21 protein-coding genes are annotated in these 18,047 nt (G+C 71.9%); 10 read left to right on the top strand and 11 right to left on the bottom strand.

Annotated features, from left to right (window positions below):
- The first annotated feature begins 242 nt into the window (after nt 1–242).
- The 4 genes from IW249_RS04165 to IW249_RS04150 are packed head-to-tail and all read left to right on the top strand — an operon-like array spanning nt 243 to nt 3,656.
- A complete protein-coding gene (locus IW249_RS04165; protein WP_196919595.1) occupies nt 243–1,955 on the top strand; it encodes a nitrite/sulfite reductase in 1,713 nt (570 codons plus the stop codon).
- On the top strand, nt 1,952–2,113 hold the full coding sequence (locus IW249_RS04160; RefSeq protein ID WP_196919594.1) for an IS1 family transposase: 162 nt from the start codon (nt 1,952–1,954) through the stop codon (nt 2,111–2,113). Before IW249_RS04165 ends, IW249_RS04160 begins: the two co-directional genes overlap by 4 nt.
- The gene (locus IW249_RS04155; RefSeq protein ID WP_196919593.1) at nt 2,110–2,871 is read left to right on the top strand and encodes a phosphoadenylyl-sulfate reductase; all 762 of its coding nucleotides are present in this window, start codon (nt 2,110–2,112) and stop codon (nt 2,869–2,871) included. The genes IW249_RS04160 and IW249_RS04155 overlap by 4 nt, the downstream gene beginning before the upstream one ends.
- Nucleotides 2,853–3,656: a sirohydrochlorin chelatase gene (locus IW249_RS04150; RefSeq protein ID WP_372432932.1), complete on the top strand. Its 804-nt coding sequence runs from the start codon at nt 2,853–2,855 to the stop codon at nt 3,654–3,656. Before IW249_RS04155 ends, IW249_RS04150 begins: the two co-directional genes overlap by 19 nt.
- Before the next feature lie 87 nt (nt 3,657–3,743).
- Here IW249_RS04150 and IW249_RS04145 read toward each other — a convergent pair whose 3' ends face one another.
- The gene (locus IW249_RS04145; protein ID WP_088950012.1) at nt 3,744–4,001 is read right to left on the bottom strand and encodes a WhiB family transcriptional regulator; all 258 of its coding nucleotides are present in this window, start codon (nt 3,999–4,001) and stop codon (nt 3,744–3,746) included.
- 449 nt (nt 4,002–4,450) lie between these two features.
- Nucleotides 4,451–5,401 carry a diacylglycerol/lipid kinase family protein gene (locus IW249_RS04140; protein ID WP_196919592.1) on the bottom strand — a complete coding sequence of 317 codons (951 nt, stop codon included), beginning with the start codon at nt 5,399–5,401 and terminating at the stop codon, nt 4,451–4,453.
- Nucleotides 5,402–5,444: 43 nt separating this feature from the next.
- On the opposite strand from IW249_RS04140, the gene IW249_RS04135 reads away from it, so the two are divergent.
- Nucleotides 5,445–5,834: a hypothetical protein gene (locus IW249_RS04135; protein ID WP_124853891.1), complete on the top strand. Its 390-nt coding sequence runs from the start codon at nt 5,445–5,447 to the stop codon at nt 5,832–5,834.
- 22 nt (nt 5,835–5,856) lie between these two features.
- Here the strand turns inward: IW249_RS04135 and IW249_RS04130 are convergent, their stop codons facing one another.
- From IW249_RS04130 to sodN, 3 genes are read right to left on the bottom strand one after another with little or no spacing between them, the layout of a single operon-like run.
- Nucleotides 5,857–6,264 carry an ATP-binding protein gene (locus tag IW249_RS04130; protein WP_196919591.1) on the bottom strand — a complete coding sequence of 136 codons (408 nt, stop codon included), beginning with the start codon at nt 6,262–6,264 and terminating at the stop codon, nt 5,857–5,859.
- Nucleotides 6,265–6,296: 32 nt separating this feature from the next.
- A complete protein-coding gene (locus tag IW249_RS04125; RefSeq protein ID WP_196919590.1) occupies nt 6,297–6,872 on the bottom strand; it encodes a GNAT family N-acetyltransferase in 576 nt (191 codons plus the stop codon).
- Nucleotides 6,869–7,273, bottom strand: coding sequence for a superoxide dismutase, Ni (gene sodN / locus IW249_RS04120; protein WP_030490383.1), 405 nt, complete (start codon nt 7,271–7,273; stop codon nt 6,869–6,871). The genes IW249_RS04125 and sodN overlap by 4 nt, the downstream gene beginning before the upstream one ends.
- Before the next feature lie 84 nt (nt 7,274–7,357).
- On the opposite strand from sodN, the gene IW249_RS04115 reads away from it, so the two are divergent.
- From IW249_RS04115 to IW249_RS04105, 3 genes are all read left to right on the top strand, one after another.
- Complete coding sequence (locus IW249_RS04115; RefSeq protein ID WP_307788511.1) at nt 7,358–7,708, top strand: S24/S26 family peptidase; 351 nt, start codon at nt 7,358–7,360, stop codon at nt 7,706–7,708.
- A gap of 145 nt (nt 7,709–7,853) precedes the next feature.
- On the top strand, nt 7,854–9,032 hold the full coding sequence (locus IW249_RS04110; RefSeq protein ID WP_196919589.1) for an NAD(P)-dependent malic enzyme: 1,179 nt from the start codon (nt 7,854–7,856) through the stop codon (nt 9,030–9,032).
- Between the two features lie 137 nt (nt 9,033–9,169).
- Nucleotides 9,170–10,132 carry a zinc-binding dehydrogenase gene (locus tag IW249_RS04105; protein WP_196919588.1) on the top strand — a complete coding sequence of 321 codons (963 nt, stop codon included), beginning with the start codon at nt 9,170–9,172 and terminating at the stop codon, nt 10,130–10,132.
- Nucleotides 10,133–10,241: 109 nt separating this feature from the next.
- Here the strand turns inward: IW249_RS04105 and IW249_RS04100 are convergent, their stop codons facing one another.
- Both IW249_RS04100 and IW249_RS04095 read right to left on the bottom strand, forming a co-directional pair.
- A complete protein-coding gene (locus IW249_RS04100; RefSeq protein WP_196919587.1) occupies nt 10,242–11,207 on the bottom strand; it encodes an alpha/beta hydrolase family protein in 966 nt (321 codons plus the stop codon).
- An 88-nt stretch (nt 11,208–11,295) separates the two neighbouring features.
- On the bottom strand, nt 11,296–12,345 hold the full coding sequence (locus IW249_RS04095; protein WP_196919586.1) for an aldo/keto reductase: 1,050 nt from the start codon (nt 12,343–12,345) through the stop codon (nt 11,296–11,298).
- 90 nt (nt 12,346–12,435) lie between these two features.
- On the opposite strand from IW249_RS04095, the gene IW249_RS04090 reads away from it, so the two are divergent.
- Nucleotides 12,436–12,897: a MerR family transcriptional regulator gene (locus IW249_RS04090; RefSeq protein ID WP_196919585.1), complete on the top strand. Its 462-nt coding sequence runs from the start codon at nt 12,436–12,438 to the stop codon at nt 12,895–12,897.
- Between the two features lie 177 nt (nt 12,898–13,074).
- Here IW249_RS04090 and IW249_RS04085 read toward each other — a convergent pair whose 3' ends face one another.
- Nucleotides 13,075–13,971 carry an alpha/beta hydrolase family protein gene (locus tag IW249_RS04085; RefSeq protein ID WP_196919584.1) on the bottom strand — a complete coding sequence of 299 codons (897 nt, stop codon included), beginning with the start codon at nt 13,969–13,971 and terminating at the stop codon, nt 13,075–13,077.
- Nucleotides 13,972–14,128: 157 nt separating this feature from the next.
- Here IW249_RS04085 and IW249_RS04080 point away from each other — a divergent pair, with 157 nt between their 5' ends.
- Nucleotides 14,129–14,302 (top strand): hypothetical protein, encoded by a 174-nt coding sequence (locus IW249_RS04080; protein ID WP_196919583.1) that lies wholly within the window; start codon nt 14,129–14,131, stop codon nt 14,300–14,302.
- A gap of 66 nt (nt 14,303–14,368) precedes the next feature.
- Here the strand turns inward: IW249_RS04080 and IW249_RS04075 are convergent, their stop codons facing one another.
- From IW249_RS04075 to IW249_RS04065, 3 genes are all read right to left on the bottom strand, one after another.
- Nucleotides 14,369–15,484 (bottom strand): acetate/propionate family kinase, encoded by a 1,116-nt coding sequence (locus tag IW249_RS04075; RefSeq protein ID WP_196919582.1) that lies wholly within the window; start codon nt 15,482–15,484, stop codon nt 14,369–14,371.
- Nucleotides 15,481–17,550: a phosphate acetyltransferase gene (gene pta / locus IW249_RS04070; RefSeq protein ID WP_196919581.1), complete on the bottom strand. Its 2,070-nt coding sequence runs from the start codon at nt 17,548–17,550 to the stop codon at nt 15,481–15,483. The genes IW249_RS04075 and pta overlap by 4 nt, the downstream gene beginning before the upstream one ends.
- Before the next feature lie 185 nt (nt 17,551–17,735).
- Nucleotides 17,736–17,921 (bottom strand): DUF6104 family protein, encoded by a 186-nt coding sequence (locus tag IW249_RS04065; RefSeq protein WP_030490374.1) that lies wholly within the window; start codon nt 17,919–17,921, stop codon nt 17,736–17,738.
- Nucleotides 17,922–18,047: the final 126 nt, after the last annotated feature.

Raw genomic sequence — 18,047 nt, 5'->3', positions numbered from 1 at the left:
TCGGGGTGTGGCAGCATGGGCCCATGACCGCCGCAGTCGTCCGCCGCTTCGTGGCACGTCGCCACGTCGATTACGGCCGCGTGCGCAGCGCGATCTGTCCGGCCTACTGACGACGCCCGACCAATCTGTCTCGGGCGCGCTCCGCGCCGGCTGTCTCAGACACCGTTGTCCCGCCCGCTTCGCCGGGCCGGCCGCCGCGCCCCGCGTATCCCGAGGCACAGCAGACAACGGAGGACGCCGCGATGGCGGTCAGCAGCATCCCGGCCCGTTCCGAGGACCAGACGGCTCGCCCGACCCGAGCACCGCGCCGGCCACGGGGTGAGGGTCAGTGGGCGCTCGGCCACCGCGAGCCGCTCAACCCCAACGAGCGGATCAAGAAGGACGACGACCCGCTCAACGTCCGGGCTCGCATCGAGAACATCTACGCCCACCGCGGCTTCGCCTCCATCGACCCGCAGGACCTGCGGGGCCGGTTCCGCTGGTGGGGCCTCTACACCCAGCGCAAGGCGGGCATCGACGGCGGGCGCACCGCCGTGCTGGAGCCGCACGAGCTGGAGGACGAGTTCTTCATGCTCCGGGTCCGCATCGACGGCGGCCAGCTCAGCCTGGCCCAGCTGCGGGTGATCGCGGACATCTCCCGGGAGTTCGCGCGGGACACCGCCGACATCACCGATCGGCAGAACATCCAGTACCACTGGATCCGGGTCGAGGACATGCCGGAGATCTGGCGCCGACTGGAGTCGGTCGGCCTGCAGACCACCGAGGCGTGCGGCGACTGCCCGCGGATCGTGCTGGGCAGCCCGGTCGCCGGGGTGGCCCGTGACGAGCTGCTCGACCCGACACCGGCGATCGACGAGATCGTCTCGCGGTACGTCGGCGACAAGCAGTTCTCCAACCTGCCCCGCAAGTTCAAGACGTCGATCTCCTGGCTGGTGGACACCCCGTACGAGTCGAACGACATCGCCTTCCTCGGTGTCGACCACCCCGAGCACGGGCCCGGCTTCGACGTGTGGGTCGGCGGGGGTCTCTCCACCAACCCGATGCTCGCCAAGCGGCTCGGCGTCTGGGTGCCGCTGGCCGAGGTGCCGGACGTGTGGGCCGGGGTGGTCGGGATCTTCCGCGACTACGGCTACCGCCGACTGCGCAACCGGGCCCGGTTGAAGTTCCTGGTGGCCGACTGGGGCGTGGAGCGCTTCCGCGAGGTCCTGGAGAAGGACTATCTCGGTCGTACGCTGCTCGACGGCCCGGCGCCGATCCTGCCGTCGAAGCCGGTCGACCACGTGGGTGTGCACGAGCAGTCCGACGGGCGGCACTACGTGGGCGCCGCCCCGGTGGTCGGGCGGGTCTCCGGCGCACAGCTCAGCCAGTTGGCCGACGTGGTCGAGGCGCACGGCAGCGACCGGGTGCGGCTCACCCCGTACCAGAAGCTGCTGGTGCTCGACGTGCCGTCGGAGCGGACGGAGTCGCTTGTCGACGCGCTGCGCGGGATCGGTCTGGAGGCCCGGCCGTCGGCCTGGCGGCGCGGCACGATGGCGTGCACCGGCATCGAGTACTGCAAGCTCGCCATCGTCGAGACGAAGGCCCGCGGCGAGGAGCTGGTGGCCCGGCTGGAGCAGCGGCTGCGCGACTTCGACGCGGACATCTCGATCCACATCAACGGCTGCCCGAACGCGTGCGCGCGCACCCAGGTGGCCGACATCGGCCTCAAGGGTCAACTGGTGGTCGGCCCGGACGGTCGGCAGGTCGAGGGTTTCCAGGTGCACCTGGGCGGCGGGCTGGGCATGGCCCAGGGGCAGACCGCCGGTTTCGGCCGCAAGCTGCGCGGCCTGAAGACCACCGCCGAGGAGCTTCCGGAGTACGTGGAACGGCTGGCCCGTCGCTACCTGGCCGGTCGGAGCGAGGGCGAGACGTTCGCCAACTGGGTGATCAGAGTCGACGAGGAGGAACTGCGGTGAGCAGCGAGAACCGAGCGGCACCTCTGTACTGCCCGTACTGCGGCGAGGAGGACCTGCGGCCGCACGAGGCGGGGCACGGCGCGTGGGAGTGCCACGCCTGCACCCGGGTCTTCTCGGTGAAGTTCACCGGGTTGCTGAGTCGGGCGGTGAACTCATGAGTCTCGTCTCGGCCGCGAGCCTGCGCCTGGTGGGCCCGGGCGGCTCGACGCCGGCCGACCCGGCCCGGCGCGAGCCGGACGAGCTGCGGGCCCTGGCCGAGCGGGCCGCTCGGGACCTGGAGGGCGCCCCGGCACTGGAGATCGCCCGCTGGGCGGCGCAGACCTTCGGTGACCGGTTCTGCGTGACCAGCTCGATGGCCGACGCCGTGCTGGCGCACCTGGTGTCCCGGGTGGCCCCCGGGGTGGACGTGGTCTTCCTCGACACCGGCCTGCACTTCCCCGAGACGCTGCGGGTACGCGACGAGGTCGCCCGGACGCTGCCGGTGAACGTCCGGTCGATCCGGCCCCGGCTGACCGTCGGCCAGCAGGACGGCCAGTACGGGCCCCGACTGTTCAACAAGTCACCGGACGACTGCTGCCAGCTGCGCAAGGTGGAGCCGCTGGAGCGGGCGCTGACCGGGTACGACGCCTGGGCCGCCGGTCTGCGTCGGGACGAATCGCCGAGCCGGGCCAACACGCCCGTGGTGACCTTCGACGCGCGCCGCGGCAAGGTCAAGGTCAACCCGATCGCGGCCTGGTCGCAGAAGGATGTGGACGCCTACATCGCCCGCTTCAACGTGCCGGTCAACGAGCTGTTCAAGCAGGGTTACGGGTCGATCGGCTGTTGGCCGTGCACCCGCCGTACCAAGGCCGGCGAGGACGCGCGGGCCGGCCGGTGGGCCATGTTCGAGAAGACCGAGTGCGGGCTGCACGTCTGACCTCCCCGGCGACGACCCTGACCGGCCCCGGCGCGGCCGGCGGGGCGGACCCGGTGGTGCTGGTCGCGCACGGCAGCCGTGACCCACGGGCGGCCGATGCCACCCGGGCGCTGGCTCGGGCGGTGTCGGCGGCCCGGCCAGGCACACCGGTGTGGGCGAGCTGGCTGGACCACACCGAGCCGGGGCCCACCGAGGTGCTGCGCGACCTGGCCGTGGCCGGTCACCGCCGGGCGGTGCTGGTGCCGCTGCTGCTGACCGCCGCGTACCACAATCGGGTGGACATTCCGGCGGCGGTCGCCGCGGCGGCGCGGTCCGGGCCGCCGCTGGCGGTACGGGTGACCGATGTGCTCGGGCCGGCGGACGACACGCCCGATCCCGGGCTGCTGGCCGGGCTGTGCCGTCGGCTGGGTGAGACGCGTCCGGGCCGCTTCGACGCGTTGGTGCTGGCCGCGGCGGGCACCCGGGACGCCAGGGCACGCCGCTCGGTGGGCCGGGTGGCTGACGCCCTCGGCGTGGAGTTCGGGGTGCCCTGCCGGGTGGCGTACGCCTCGGCGGCTCCACCGGCGGCCGGCGTGGCGGTGTCGCGGCTACGGGTGTCCGGCGCGCCCCGGGTCGCGGTGGCCGCGTACTTCCTGGCGCCGGGGCTGTTCCACGACGCGGTGACCGAGGCGGCCCGGGCGGCGGGTGCGGTGGCTGTCGCCGCGCCGCTGACCGACGCACCGGAGTTGGTCGAGCTGGTGCTGCGTCGGGTCGACGACCGGCCCGTGCTGGCGTCTACGGGCTGACCCGTGCCGGCACGGGGTCATCCGGTGCCGGACAGCAGAACGCCCCGGTGGGCGAACCCACCGGGGCGTACAGCTGTGTGTTGGGGATCAGGCGGAGTGAGCGCGCAGCACCCGGAGACCGCCGCGCCGCTTGACGGCACGCCGCTCCTCCTCGCTCATTCCGCCCCAGACGCCGGCGTCCTGACCAGACTCGAGTGCCCACTGAAGGCACTGGTCGGTCACGGAGCAGCGCCTGCAGACGGCCTTGGCCTGCTCGACCTGCAGCAGAGCCGGTCCAGACGTCCCGATCGGGAAGAACAGCTCTGGGTCCTCGTCGCGGCAGACACTATGGTGACGCCAGTCCATGGCGGCAACACTCCTCATTCTGGATGGGTGGCGAACAATTGCATGTCGTGCTTTTCCTATATGCATCCGCAGTGCCGATGGTGACAGTTAGCGTCCGTCCATTCGGCAGTGCGTGAGCAGGCGTTCAGCGCCGGGGACCTGCTGGAACAGCTCAACCTGACGAGCATATCCAGGCAATGTCCCGGTAACTCAAGTCCGCTTGTGAATACTTTCACGAACAGTCGCGATGTCAAGGGTGACGCTCGGAAAAACTCCGGGCGGTGAGCAAGCCCACAACCCATTTGTCCGGGTTCCAGTGCTTTCCTGGTTACCCGCCGTGCCACAGTCGAGGATCAATATAGTACAGTCCGCGTGACATTGCTGACATTTCCGGCACCTGCCCCTCGGTGTGGCGGCGACCAGGTCGATCGGTTGTGGCCACCGTGTCGACCAAGGGCAGTACCCGAGACCTAGCAGATTACTCTCAGTGCGGCGGGAACGGAGGTGAATCTGACTTTCTCCCGCTCGCCGAGATAGTCCCCGTCCAGCTGGAACGCCTGCGGACGGCTGGAGACCAGCGTGAACTCCGCCGTGTCATGGAGTCGTAACACCTGCCGACCGCGCGGATTCGGTTGCCGGGACAGGAACTGCGTCACTGTCCGTGTTGTGCTAGCCACCCGGAGCTGACGCAACGCCAGCACATCAAGCCCGAGATCGAACGACGCCGCCGGGTTCGGGTTGACCTCACGGTCGCCCAGGTACGTCCAGGGCGCCGTGTTCTGGATGATGACGGTGGCCAGCTCGGCCTCCGCCGGCTCGCCCGGACGCTCCAGGACGATCGCCGGGTGCCGCCGGTCCGAGGCGAGGAAGTACTGGTTCATGATCGAACGCAGGTAGAGCGACGGCGTGGACACCCGCCCCTTCCGCCGGGCCTGCTCCACCCGGTGGATCACCGCCGCGTCCAGGCCGAACCCGGCGCAGAAGGTGAAGTAGCGGTCGTCGGCGAGGCCCAGCCCCACCGTCCGGCTTCGGCCCAGCCGCAGCCCTTCCAGGATCATGCTGGTCGCCTCCGGCCACTCCCGGGGCAGACCCACCGCGCGGGCGAACACGTTCGTCGAGCCACCGGGGACGGTCGCCAGCGCGGGCAGTCGCTCGGCCATCGGGGCATCGCCGGCGCGAGTCGGCGGTTCGGCCGTCATCAGGCCGTTCACCACCTCGTTCACAGTGCCATCGCCACCCAGTGTGACGACCAGGTCGACCCCCTCCGCGGCTGCCTCCCGGGCCAGCGCCACGGCGTGCCCGCGCCGACGGGTGTAGCGCACGCTGAGATCGACTTCGCTGCGCAGCGCCCGGACAAGCACGTCCCGGCTGCGTTCGCTGGTGGTGGTGGCCTTCGGATTGACCACCAGGACGGCCCGCATGGGCGGCACTGTACCTTCCGGCAGCCCGGGTATCGTGGCGCGCGTGACCATCGACTCGGACCCGATCCCCGTCACGCTCCGCTGGGCGGTCCGGCTGCTGTGGGCGGAGGCGGCCGTCGTCGGGCTGATCGCCGTCTGGCTGGTCTGGGCCGACCTCACGGCCACCCGTACCGACCTGCTGGCGGCGTTGCTGGTGACCGTGTTCGCCATCGGGGCGGCCGTGGCGCTCTGGGCCCTGGGCCGCGCGCTGCTGCGCCGTCAGGCGGGCGCACGGGCTCCCGCGATCGTGCTTCAGCTGATGCTGCTGCCGATCGGGTGGTTCATGATCCAGGCTGGGCTGGGTTGGCTGGGCGTGCCGCTGATGGCGCTCGGCCTGGGCGTGGCCTGGCTGCTGATCTGCCCTCCGACGACACGCGCCCTCGGCTTCGAGTGACCGCGCCGGCGCGTCGGGTCGGTCAGTAGCCGCCGGAGCGGCGGGTGAGCAGCGCGATCGTGGCCCGACCGTCGGCGGACGTGGCGGACGCCGAGGTGGTCAGCGCGGTGAGCACCTTCCAGGCGAACGACGACTCGCCGGGCAGGGTGGCGCCGCGCACTGTCGGCACTGTCACCTCGACGGTCAGCGCGTCCTCGGTGACAGCGAAGCGGCACTCCAACTCGGCGTCGCGGGTGGCGATGGCGAGCAGCATGGCGCACGCCTCGTCGACAGCGATCCGCAGATCCTCGATCTCGTCGAGCGCGAACTGCAACCGGGCCGCGAGACCGGCGGTGGCGGTACGAAGCACGCCGAGGTAACCGCCGTCGGCGGGCACCGTGAGGTGCACCACGTCGTCGTCGGTCGCTGGCTGGCCAGTCAGTTGAGTCACGCCTCATCCCCCCGGTCGGGGACTCTACCCGGTCAGTCGCCCGGACGCGTGCCGGCGGTGGTGGCGTGGTCGGCCAACTCGCGGAGCGCGTCGCCGCTGAGCCGATAGGAAACCCATTCGCTCAGCTGCTCGGCCCCGATCGAGGCGTAGAAGCCGGCGGCCGGGTTCCAGTCGATCATGCTCCACTCCAGCCGCCGGTAGCCGCGTCGTACGCAGATGTCGGCCAGCGTGGCGAGCAGCAGTCGACCGGCACCGGTGCCCCGGCCGGCCGGCCGGACGTACAGGTCCTCCAGGTAGATGCCGTGCACGCCGGCCCAGGTGGAGAAGTTGAGGAACCACAGCGCGAAGCCGACCGGCTCGTCGTGCTCGTCCACCGCGACATGACCGAAGAGCGCTGGAGCAGTCGTCCGACCGCTCCAGCTCGGCGCGTCTGACGCCACGCCGCGACCTGGAGCGGTCGCGAACAGAGCCGAGGTCAGCTGCTCGGCGGTGAGATGGCACTGCTCGGGGGCACGTTCGTACTCGGCCAGCTCGTGCACCATGGCGACGACGGCCGGCACGTCCTCGGGACGTGCCGGCCGGATCGTCGGGATGACCGGTGAGGTCACGCCTTCTTGGTCTCCCAGAAGATCTTCGAGATCTCGTCGATCTTCGCGAGCAGCTTGTCGGCGGTGGCCGGGTCGAGGCTGCCCTTGACGCCACCGGCGCCGGCGAGCTTGGTGGCCTCGTTGAACAGGCTGTGCAGGTTCGGGTACTTCTCGAAGTGCGGCGGCTTGAAGTAGTCGGTCCAGAGCACCCAGAGGTGGTGCTTGACCAGCTCGGCGCGCTGCTCCTTGATGATGACGGCCCGGGTGCGGAACTCCGGGTCGGTGTTCGACTGGTACTTCTCGCAGATCATTTTGACCGACTCGGCCTCGATCCGGGCCTGAGCCGGGTCGTAGACACCGCACGGCAGGTCGCAGTGAGCGCTCGCGGTGACGCGGGGCGCAAGGATGCGCGGAAGTCGCATCAGGATCCTCCATGGGAAGTTTGCGATGATCAAAGGCGACATTACTCCTGGGAATGCTCCCCGAACCGGGTGGAGGTGAAACCAGTGGCCGCCGATCACCCGGCTGAGGTGCCCCGGTTGCGGAGGCCACTGGCCGCCGTTCTGGTCACGGGCCCGTCCATGGCCCCGACGCTGCGGCACGGCGACGCGGTGCTGGTGCGCCCCGGTGGCCGCCCGATCCGAGCCGGCGACGTGGTGGTCGCGGTCTTCCGGACCCGGCCCGATCTGCTGGTGGTGAAGCGTGCGGTCCGGCCGCAGGACGGCGGCTGGTGGCTGCGTGGCGACAACGACCTGATCACCGACGACTCCCGGGCGTACGGGGTGGCCGACGTACGCGGGCGGGTGGTGGCCCGCTACTGGCCGCGCCCCGGACGGATGCCTCGTCGTCAGTTATGACCCTGCTCACATCCGAGGGGTGGTGCCGACACTATGCTCGGAAAGTGCCCGGGTGACCCCCCGCACCGCGTGCCACCGCTCGCCGCCCACCTCGCGGCGGGGCAGGCCGCCTCACATCTGCTCGACAGATCCTGGAGTCACCACCATGCCTTCGTCCACCGTGGACCCCGCTGATCCCGTCTTCCTACTGCACCGGGGCGGCAAGATGGCCGTCACCTCGACAGTGCCACTCACCAGCCGGGAAGACCTCTCCCTGGCGTACACCCCGGGGGTGGCCCGGGTGTGTGAGGCGATCGCCGCCGACCCCGCCCTGGTGGACGACTACACCTGGGTGTCGCACACGGTCGCGGTGGTCACCGACGGCTCGGCGGTGCTCGGGCTGGGCAACATCGGCCCCCGGGCCGCGCTGCCGGTGATGGAGGGCAAGGCGGTGCTGTTCAAGCAGTTCGCCGGGGTGGACGCGGTGCCGGTGTGCCTGGACACCCAGGACGTGGACGAGATCGTCGCGGTGGTGCGGGCGCTGGCCCCCTCGTTCGGTGGGATCAACCTGGAGGACATCAGCGCGCCGCGCTGCTTCGAGATCGAGCGTCGGCTCGACGAGGCGCTGGACATCCCGGTCTTCCACGACGACCAGCACGGCACCGCCATCGTGGTGCTCGCCGCGCTGCGAAACGCCGCGACGTTGCTCGACCGCAAGCTCGGTGACCTGCGGGTGGCGGTGAGCGGCGCGGGCGCGGCCGGCGTGGCCGTGACGAAGATGCTGATCGCCGGGGGCGTCAACCCCGACCAGGTGGTGGTCTGCGACTCCAAGGGGATCATCGGCCGGCACCGCACCGAGCTGACCGGCACCAAGGCCGAGCTGGCGGCGAGCACCAACGCCGACGGCCGGCACGGCGACATCACCGAGGCGCTGCGCGACGCGGACGTGCTGGTCGGGGTCTCCGGCGGGCAGATCCCCGAGTCGGCGGTGGCCGGGATGGCGCCCGGCGGAATCGTGTTCGCGCTGGCGAACCCGACCCCCGAGGTGCACCCCGAGGTGGCCGCCCGGCACGTCGCGGTCGTCGCCACCGGCCGCAGCGACTACCCCAACCAGATCAACAACGTGCTGGCCTTCCCCGGGGTGTTCCGTGGCGCGCTGGACGCCGGTGCCACCCGGATCACCGAGGCGATGAAGGTCGCCGCCGCGGACGCCATCGCCGGGGTGGTGGCGGATTCCCTGACCGCCGACGCGATCGTCCCGTCCCCGCTCGACCCGCGTGTCGCGCCGGCCGTGGCCGAGGCGGTCGCCGAAGCCGCCCGCCGCGACGGCGTCGCCCGCCGCTAGCGCACGCACGGGCCGGGGGCGCTCCGGCGCAGCATGCGCCGCCGGCCTGTGCGCCGCATGGGCCGGGGGCGCTCCGGCGCAGCATGAGCCGCCGGCCTGTGCGGCACGGCTTCTTAACGAGCGCTCAGCTTGTTACCGTGCCGATCATGCGTGCTGCCTTTGCCTCCCGTTTCGACGACGCCGACCCGCTCGCCGCGCTCACCGTCGGCGAGCGGCCCGAGCCGACCCCTCCGGCCGACGACTGGGTGACCGTGCAGTTGCGGGCCACCTCGCTCAACCACCACGACCTCTGGTCACTGCGCGGGGTGGGTCTCACCGAGGCCCAGCTGCCGATGATCCTCGGCTGCGACGCGGTGGGGCTGGACCCGGAGGGGCGCCCGGTGGTCGTGTACCCGGTGGTCGTCACGCCGAATGACCCGCGCGGGGTTTCCATCCTCTCCGAGCACTTCTCCGGGACGCTCGCCGAGCGGGTGGCCGTACCCCGATCGAACCTGATCCCGCTGCCCGACGGCATGGCGGCGACCGACGCGGCGTGCCTGCCCACGGCCTGGCTGACCGCGTGGCGGATGCTGACCACCAAGGGCCGCGTCGCGGACGCCGACAGCGTGCTGGTGCAGGGCGCGGGCGGTGGCGTGGCCACCGCGGCCGTCGCGCTTGCCGTCGCGATGGGCAAGCGGGTGTACGCGACCAGCCGCGACGCCGTCAAGCGGGACCGGATCTCGGCCCTCGGCGCCATCGCGGTGGAGCCCGGTGCCCGGCTGCCGGAACGGGTCGACGTGGTGATCGAGACGGTCGGCGCGGCCACCTTCGACCACTCGCTGAAGTCGGCCGCGCCGATGGCCCGGATCGTGGTCTCCGGCGCTACCGCCGGGCACGAGCCGTCGGTCAACCTGCGCCGGGTCTTCGCGATGCAGCTGGAGATCCTGGGTACCTCGATGGGCACCCCCGGCGAGCTGTACGAGCTGCTGGCGTTCTGCTCCGACAACGAGGTGCGCCCGGTGGTGGACAGCGTCGTCCCGTTCAGCCGGGTCGAGGACGCCTTCGCCCGACTGCACTCCGGCGACGCCTTCGGCAAGGTCGTCATCGACCACACCGCCTGACACCTGCCTTCATCCGCGCGACATCAGGGATGTTGCTGCCTCCGGTCGCGCTGAGGCAGCAACATGCCTGATGCTGCGGGGATCTTCACCGTGATCGGCCGGGCGGACGTCAGAGGTGGTCGTCGAAGGTGGCGATGTCCCCGCGTGTCGCGTCGGTGGAGATGCGCTTCTTGGCGTCGGCGTCGCCGTAGAGCGACCAGCGCAGGAACTCGACAGAGGTGTCCGAGACGACCCGCAGCGTCGCCCCGTCGCCGAGCAGCGCCCGCCCGTGGTCGCCCTTGGGCAGGCTCAGCATGGCCTTCGGCCAGGGCACCTTGTCGTACGCGGCCTTGCCCGCCGCGTACTCGACCACCTCGTCCAACTCGCCGTGCACGAACAGCTGCGGCGCGGCCGCGCCGGCGAACGCGGTGCCCACGCCGAGCGCCGTGCCAGCGAACACCACACCCGCGTCCAGCCGTTCGTCCCGGCTCGCGGTGAACAGGCCGATGGTGGTCACCCCGCCCGCCGAGTGCCCGGCCGCGGCCACCCGCTCGCCGTCCAACCGGCCGCGCAACGCGTCGCCGGCCTTGCCGTCCAGCGCCAACACCTGATCCAACGCGTACGACACGTCGGCGGGCTGGTTCAGCACGTCGAGGACGTTGTTGTCAGCGCCCCGGGAGGTGTGCGGGAACGCCGGCGCGGCCACCACGAACCCCGCCGCCGCCCAGCGGGTCAGCAGTGTGCCGTAGTCGTCCGGCCGCCCACCCAGGCCGTGACTGAACATCACCACCGGGAACCGGCCCTCCGCCGCCGTCGCCGACCGCTTGGCCGCGCCGCCGGACTGCCCGGCCGCCGGGTACCAGAGCGTCGTGGGCAGCGCGCGGCCGTCCCGATCCAGCTTCAGCTGGCGTACGCCGACCGCGAAGGCGCGTTGCGGGGCCTTTCCGGCGGGGACCTGCGGTGTCGGCGTGGCGGCGGGTGGTGGTTCGACGGGCGCCTGCTGGCCCTCGGTCTTCCTGGCGTCCGCCGAGCAGCCGACCAGACCGGCGATGAGCACGGCGCTGGCCAGCAGGGCGGGGGTGACGCGACGTGGCATGAATCCGATTGTGCCTTGCCCCGCTGACGTGCCCGGTGGACTTCGACGCGGTGTGCCCGTCGACTCACCCAGCGCTGCGCGCTCGGCTTCAGGCCGCGGCACGTTCGGCGAGCGGGCGTCGCCGTCGTGAGGTGTCGGTCAGTGCGCGCAGAGGGAAGGCGGCATTGGGGTTGTACCGGTTCGTTCCGGGCGGAACGATCTCGTCGATCCGGTCGAGGGTCGCGTCGTCCAGGGTGAGCGTGGCGCCCTTGAGCAGGTCCTCCAACTGCGGCATGGTTCGCGGTCCGATGATCGCCGAGGTGACGGCCGGGTGAGCCACTGTGAAGGCGATGGCGAGTTGCGGAAGCGTGCAGCCGATGCTGGCGGCGAGGTCGACGAGCTGCTCGACGGCGTCGAGCTTGGCGGCGTTCTCGGCGATCGTGGGGTCGAACTGCGCCGGCCGCAGGGCGGCACGCCCGGTCGACAGGTCGACGGGCTGGTCCCTGCGGTACTTCCCGCTGAGGAACCCGAAGGCGAGCGGGCTCCAGACCAGCACTCCCATGCCGTAGCGCTGGCAGACCGGCAGGGTCGAGGCCTCGACCCCGCGGGCCAGGATCGAGTACGGCGGCTGCTCGGTGCGCAGGCGTCCGAGGCCGCGACGCTCAGAGACCTGGTGCGCCTCGACGATCTCCTCGGCCGGGAAGGTCGAGCAGCCGAAGGCGCGGATCTTCCCGTCGCGGACGAGGTCGGTGAGCACCGAGAGGGTCTCCTCGATGTCGGTAGAGGGGTCGGGACGGTGGATCTGGTAGAGGTCGATCCAGTCGGTGTTCAACCGCCGGAGGCTCCCCTCGACGGCCTTGAGGATCCACCGCCGCGAGTTGCCACCCTGGTTGGGGCCCTCGCCCATGGGGAAGTGCACCTTGGTGGCCAGGACGACGTCGTCCCGGCGTCCCCGCAGCGCCTTGCCCACGATCTCCTCCGACTCGCCCTGGCCATACATGTCGGCGGTGTCAACGAAGTTGATGCCCTGGTCGAGGGCGGTGTGGATGATGCGGACGCAGTCGTCGTGGTCGGGGTTGCCGACGGCACCGAACATCATGGTCCCGAGACAGTGGGTGCTCACCTCGATGCCGGTGCCGCCGAGGGTGCGATAGCGCATGTCGATGCTCCTTGGCTGTTTCAGTAGCGATCACCGCGCACCCTAGGAGCTAGAGTCGGCTCTAGGTCAACCCTCGGTATCCTGCTCGTCATGGCTGAGGTCACAGCGACTTTGAGCATCGGTCAGGTCGCCGAACGCACCGGCTTGAGCGTGCACGCGCTCCGCTTCTACGAGCAGCAGGGCGTCTTCGTCAGCCCGGTACGCCGTGGGCCTGGCGGGCGGCGCAGCTACACCGAGGACGACGTGGACTGGCTGGGCGTCTGCATCATCCTTCGCGCCTCCGGCATGCCGCTTCCCGCGCTCCGCCGATACGCCGACCTGGTCCGGGAAGGCGCCGGCAACGAGGAGGAACGACTCGCGCTGCTGCGCGAGCACCACGAGCAGGTCACCAGCCAACTCGGCCGGCTCACCCAGTGCCTGGACCTGATCACCTTCAAGGTCGGGGTCTACGAGGATCTGCTTGAGCAGGACCGGCGCGCAGCCGGGCCAGGTCGTCGGCGTCCTTCGGGCGGCGGGGACGTTCCGGCATCCAGACCGGGTACATCTGCTTGAACTCGATCTGGGCCGCCACCGAGATGGTCGGCGCGGTGAGTGGACCGATCCGGCCGGGTGGGGCGTCCAGCATCCCGGGATGCCGCCCGCCCCGGCCACCGCGACCACCTCGGCGATGCTCGCCAACTGCCGCCGCGCAAGCTCGTCCACCGGAAGACCGTACCGGCGTCGGCCGGGTCAGTGGGCCGGGCGGGACTCGTAACTGGTCAGGGTGGGGGAGTGGGCGTCGGCGGGGAGGCGGGAACCGGCGGCCCGGTCGCCGTAGAGGGTCCAGCGCAGGAAATCGGTGGTGGTGGCGAGCACCGGGGCGAAGCCCGGGTGGCCCGGCGTGAGGTACGCGCCGTGGTCCTGGCCGAGCAGGCTGAGGAACACGGCCGGCCCGGGAGTACGCGCGTACGCGGCCCGGCCGACAGTCACCGGCACCACCGGGTCGGCCGTGCCGTGCACGAAGAGCACCGGCGCGGCCGGCCCGGCGAAGCTGCCCGGCAGCCCGCCGCCGGCGATCACGATCCCGGCGCGCAACCGGGCCGGGTGGCCCTCGCTGAACATGCCGGAGGTGGTGAAGCCACCCGCCGAGTGCCCGGCGGCGGCGACCGAGGTCAGGTCGAGGTGCCCTGCGAGGGGATCGACAGGGCTCCGGTCGAGGCCGCCCAGGTGCCGGATCAGTCGCCACGCGTCGGCCGGCTGGTGGCGTACGTCCGCCCGGGTGAAGTACGCGGCACCCAGCCGGGTGTGCGGGTACGCCGGTGCAGCCACCACGAAACCGGCCGCCGCCCAGCGGGTGGTCAGGCCGGCGTGCAGCTCGGGCAGGCTGCCCAGCCCGTGGCTGTAGACCACCACCGGGAACCGCCCGGCCGCCACCTGACCGGTCGACGTCGGGTACCAGATCGTCACCGGCAGGGGGCGCGCCGAGCGCGGATCGAGGGTGAGCGTACGCACGCCGACGGCGTACGACCCCTCGGGCGCCCGACGCGCCGGCACCGGTCCGGTGGCCCCGCCGGCGACGGCCGTGGCCGGCGCACAGCCGGCCAGCAACGCTGTCACCAGTACGGCCATCAGCCGGCCTGCCCCCATCGTTCCACGGTAGGTGCCCGGGCGGGCGTAGCGGCCCCGCCGTCCGGCTCGGGTGCACCCGCCACCCGGTCGGGTCACCTCCGCCGGGCGGGTCCACCCCTGGGACGCCGTGGGCCGGGGACGGTGCAGCGTGACCAGCTTCGCTAGGGTCACCGACATGCCTGAGAACTACACGGACCCCAGCGGCAACACCGAGGCGTTCCGCGCCTTCAACCAGACGCCGGAGGCTGCGGCGTCGACGGAGGCCCCGTCCCGCCTGCCGCTCATCATCGGTGCGGCAGTGGTCGTCGTGGTGCTGGTGGCACTCGTCGCCTGGCTGGCGACCGGCTGATCGAGGCGCCTGGCTGTCGACTCGCGCGCACCCTCGGGCCTCCCGGGGGTGCGCGCCTCACTGGGGTCAGGCCGCCCCGACCACGTCGCGGGTCTGCCGGGCGATCTCCCGCTCCTCGTCGGTGCGGATGACGCAGACGCCCACCTCGGCGCCGTCGGGCGAGATCAACCGGTCGCCCTCGCCGTCGTTGCGGGCGTCGTCCACTGTGATGCCGAGCCGGCCCAGGCCGGCCAGCGCGGCGGCCCGTACCGGCGCGGCGTGCTCGCCGACTCCGGCGGTGAAGGTGATCGCGTCGACCCGGCCGAGCAGCGCGTAGTACGCCCCGACGTAGCCGGTGATCCGCCGGCAGTACACGTCGAAGGCCAGCGCCGCCGCCGGGTCACCGGCCGCCCGGCGTTCGAGCACCTCGCGCATGTCGTTGACTCCGGTCAGCCCGAGCAGGCCACTGCGGTGGTTGAGCAGGTCGTCGATGTCGTCCACCGACAGCCCGCCCTCCCGGCGCAGATGGAAGATCACGGTTGGGTCCACGTCGCCGCTGCGGGTGCCCATCACCAGCCCCTGCAGCGGGGACATGCCCATCGAGGTGGCGACGCTGCGACCGTTCGCCACCGCGCAGGCGCTGGCCCCGTTGCCCAGGTGCAGAGTGATCGTGTTGACCTGCTCGTACGGGCGGCCCAGCAGTTCGGCGGTGCGCCGGGACACGTACGCGTGCGAGGTGCCGTGGAAGCCGTACCGGCGGATGTCGTACCGCTCGGCGGTGTCCCGGTCGATCGCGTACGTCGCCGCGGCCTCCGGCAGGGTGTGGTGGAACGCGGTGTCGAAGACGGCGACCTGCGGGACGTCCGGCAGCGCCGCGCGGGCCACCTCGATGCCGGCCAGGTTGGCCGGGTTGTGCAGCGGGGCGAGCGGCACGAGACGCTTGATCGCGGCCAGCACCGCGTCGTCGACCAGCACCGGCGCGCTGAACGTCCGGCCACCGTGCACCACCCGGTGCCCGACAGCGGCCAGCCCGGTCAGGTCCAGCCCGTCCAGGATCTGCCGGACCGCCTCAGCGTGGTCCGCCGGGCCGCCGCCGGGCTCACCGATCCGCTCGACGGTGCCGTGGTCCAGTGCCTGGTCACCGTCGTAGCGGCGCCACTTCACCGACGACGACCCGCAGTTGAGCACCAGCACCCGACTCACGACGCCTCCTCGGTGGCCGCCTGGATGGCGGTGATCGCCACCGTGTTGACGATGTCCGGCACTGTGGCGCCCCGCGACAGGTCGTTCACCGGCCGCCGCAGGCCCTGCATGACCGGGCCGACGGCGACCGCCCCGGCGGAGCGCTGCACCGCCTTGTACGTGTTGTTGCCGGTGTTCAGGTCCGGGAAGATGAAGACCGTGGCGTGCCCGGCGACCGGGCTGTCGGGCAGCTTCGTCGCCGCCACCGCCGGGTCGATCGCCGCGTCGTACTGGATGGGCCCCTCGACCAGCAGGTCGGGCCGGCGCTCCCGGACCAGCGCGGTGGCCGCGGCGACCTTCTCCACGTCCGCGCCGGCGCCGGAGCTGCCGGTGGAGTACGACAGCATGGCCACCCGGGGTTCGATGCCGAACCGGGCGGCGGTGTCGGCCGACGAGATCGCGATGTCGGCGAGCTGGGCCGCGTCCGGGTCGCGGTTGACCGCGCAGTCGCCGTAGACCAGCACCCGGTCGGCGAGCAGCATGAAGAAGACGCTGGAGGCTACCGAGACGTCCGGCAGCGTACGGATGATCTCGAACGCCGGCCGGATGGTCGCGGCGGTGGTGTGGGTCGCGCCGGAGACCATGCCGTCGGCCCGGCCGGTGGCCACCATCAGGGTGCCGAAGTAGTTGGGCTGCGCCACGATGTCGTGCGCCAACTCGGCGGTGACGCCCCGGTGGGCGCGCAATCGGGCGTACTCGGCGGCGAAGTCGTCGCGCCACCCGCTGGTGCCCGGGTCGACCACGTGCGCGTCGCCAAGGTCGATGCCCAGCTCCCGGGTGCGGCGGGCGATGTCGTCCGGCCGACCGAGCACCGTCAGCTCGGTCACCCCACGGCGCAGCAGGATCTCCGCCGCGCGCAGGATCCGCTCGTCGTTGCCCTCCGGCAACACCAGGTGCCGGGGTTTCGAGCGGGCCCGGTCGATCAGCTCGTTCTCGAACATCAGTGGGGTGACCCGCGCGGACCGGCTGACCCGCAGCCGACGGGCCAGGTCGTCGGTGTCCACACAGCGCTCGAACGCGCCGAGCGCGGCCTCCACCTTGCGGGGATTGGCCGCGCTGGGCCGACCCTCGATGCGACTGGACGCGGCGACCGTGTCGTAGCTGTCGAGACGTACGGAGAGCACCGCCAGCCCGGTGTTGAGCCCCTCCACCAGCCGCATGACCCGGGGGTCGGGCTGCTCGCCGAGGGTGAGCACCAGCCCGGCCACCGACACCTGCCCGGCCACGTGCGCGGCGCTCGCGGCGACGAGCAGGTCGGCCCGGTCCCCAGGGGTGATCACCAGGGCGCCCTCGGTGAGGTGGCCCAGCAGGGTCGGCACGTGCGCCGCGCCGACCACGAAGTCCAGCACGTCGCGACCGAGCGCGGCGTCGTCCCCGGCCAGCAGGGTGGCGTCGAGCGCCGCCGCCACCTCGGCCACCGTCGGCGCCGACACGGTCGGCACCTCCGGGATGGCGTACGCGGGGACCGGCAGGTCGGGCAGCGTCATCGGCTCGGTCACCCGGTTGGCGATCACCGCGAGCACTGTCGCGCCCAGGTCGGCCAGATCGTGGTACGCCCCCCGCACGGCCGACGCGACCGCTGTCGGCTCCTGCTCGAAACCGTCCACCACCGGCACCACCACGCTGCCGAACTCGGTGGCCAGCCGGGCGTTGAAGGCCAGCTCCCGGGGGCGGGCCGGATCGCCCGGGTCGTCGAAGTCGCTGCCCACCACTACCACCGCCGGGCACTGCCGCTCCACCGCCCGGTAGCGCTCGACGATGGCGGAGATGAGCTGCTCCCGGCGGCCGTCGGCGACCAGCGCCGCGGCCTCGGCGTAGCTCGCCCCGGCCAGCTCGGACAGCGGCACCTCGACCCGGTAACGCTCGCTCAGCAGGGCGAGGATCGGGTCCTGGCCGCTGTCGGCCACCAACGGCCGGAACACGCCGATCCGTCCGACCTGGCGGGACAGCAACTCCGCCAACCCGAGGGCGATCGTCGACTTGCCCCCGCCCGAACCGACGCTGGTCAGATACACGCTGCGAGCCACGTACCCACCCTAGAAGATCGCAAGGCCCCCCACCCGGGCCCTCCGACCCTGCAAACCCGACCCCCCTGGGACCCTCCGCCCCCGCGGGTCCGCCCCTGCACCCGGTGATCATGGAGTTAGCGCTCGACACGCCGACGACACGCGCGGCCAACTTCATGATCAACGCTTGGGGGGTGGGGTGGGGGTTAGGCGTCTTCGTCGTCGGGGTCGTCCAGGCGGGCCAGGTAGGTGGCCAGGCGTTCGATGGGGGTTTCGAAGTCGGGGTTGAGGTCGACGAAGTCGCGCAGGCGCTCGCCGAGCCACTCCAGGGTCACCTGCTCCTCGCCCCGGCGCTCGACCAACTCCTCGATGCCACGGTCGGTGAAGTACATGGGTACGTCCTCGTGCTCGGCCCGGCGCGGGCCGGGCGGGTGATGGGTGGGTGGACGGTCAACCGGCTGGCGGGACCGACGAGAGCCGGGGCAGGACCGTCGTGAACGGCCCTGCCCCGGCTTCCG

This window comes from Micromonospora vinacea (genome assembly GCF_015751785.1).
In the GTDB taxonomy this organism is placed as follows: Bacteria; Actinomycetota; Actinomycetes; order Mycobacteriales; family Micromonosporaceae; genus Micromonospora; species Micromonospora vinacea.
The sequence above is the reverse complement of the archived record's forward strand: the minus strand, read 5'-3'. Positions and strand labels throughout refer to the sequence as shown.

Excerpts from the sequence above, each read along its gene's own strand:
- IW249_RS04100 (WP_196919587.1), bottom strand. The coding sequence starts at position 11,207 with ATGCCACGTCGCGTCACCCCCGCCCTGCTGGCCAGCGCCGTGCTCATC.
- IW249_RS04080 (WP_196919583.1), top strand. The coding sequence starts at position 14,129 with ATGCCTGAGAACTACACGGACCCCAGCGGCAACACCGAGGCGTTCCGC.
- IW249_RS04140 (WP_196919592.1), bottom strand. The coding sequence starts at position 5,401 with ATGCGGGCCGTCCTGGTGGTCAATCCGAAGGCCACCACCACCAGCGAA.
- sodN (WP_030490383.1), bottom strand. The coding sequence starts at position 7,273 with ATGCGACTTCCGCGCATCCTTGCGCCCCGCGTCACCGCGAGCGCTCAC.
- IW249_RS04090 (WP_196919585.1), top strand. The coding sequence starts at position 12,436 with ATGGCTGAGGTCACAGCGACTTTGAGCATCGGTCAGGTCGCCGAACGC.
- IW249_RS04165 (WP_196919595.1), top strand. The coding sequence starts at position 243 with ATGGCGGTCAGCAGCATCCCGGCCCGTTCCGAGGACCAGACGGCTCGC.
- IW249_RS04155 (WP_196919593.1), top strand. The coding sequence starts at position 2,110 with ATGAGTCTCGTCTCGGCCGCGAGCCTGCGCCTGGTGGGCCCGGGCGGC.
- IW249_RS04085 (WP_196919584.1), bottom strand. The coding sequence starts at position 13,971 with ATGGGGGCAGGCCGGCTGATGGCCGTACTGGTGACAGCGTTGCTGGCC.
- IW249_RS04095 (WP_196919586.1), bottom strand. The coding sequence starts at position 12,345 with ATGCGCTATCGCACCCTCGGCGGCACCGGCATCGAGGTGAGCACCCAC.
- IW249_RS04110 (WP_196919589.1), top strand. The coding sequence starts at position 7,854 with ATGCCTTCGTCCACCGTGGACCCCGCTGATCCCGTCTTCCTACTGCAC.
- IW249_RS04145 (WP_088950012.1), bottom strand. The coding sequence starts at position 4,001 with ATGGACTGGCGTCACCATAGTGTCTGCCGCGACGAGGACCCAGAGCTG.
- IW249_RS04065 (WP_030490374.1), bottom strand. The coding sequence starts at position 17,921 with ATGTACTTCACCGACCGTGGCATCGAGGAGTTGGTCGAGCGCCGGGGC.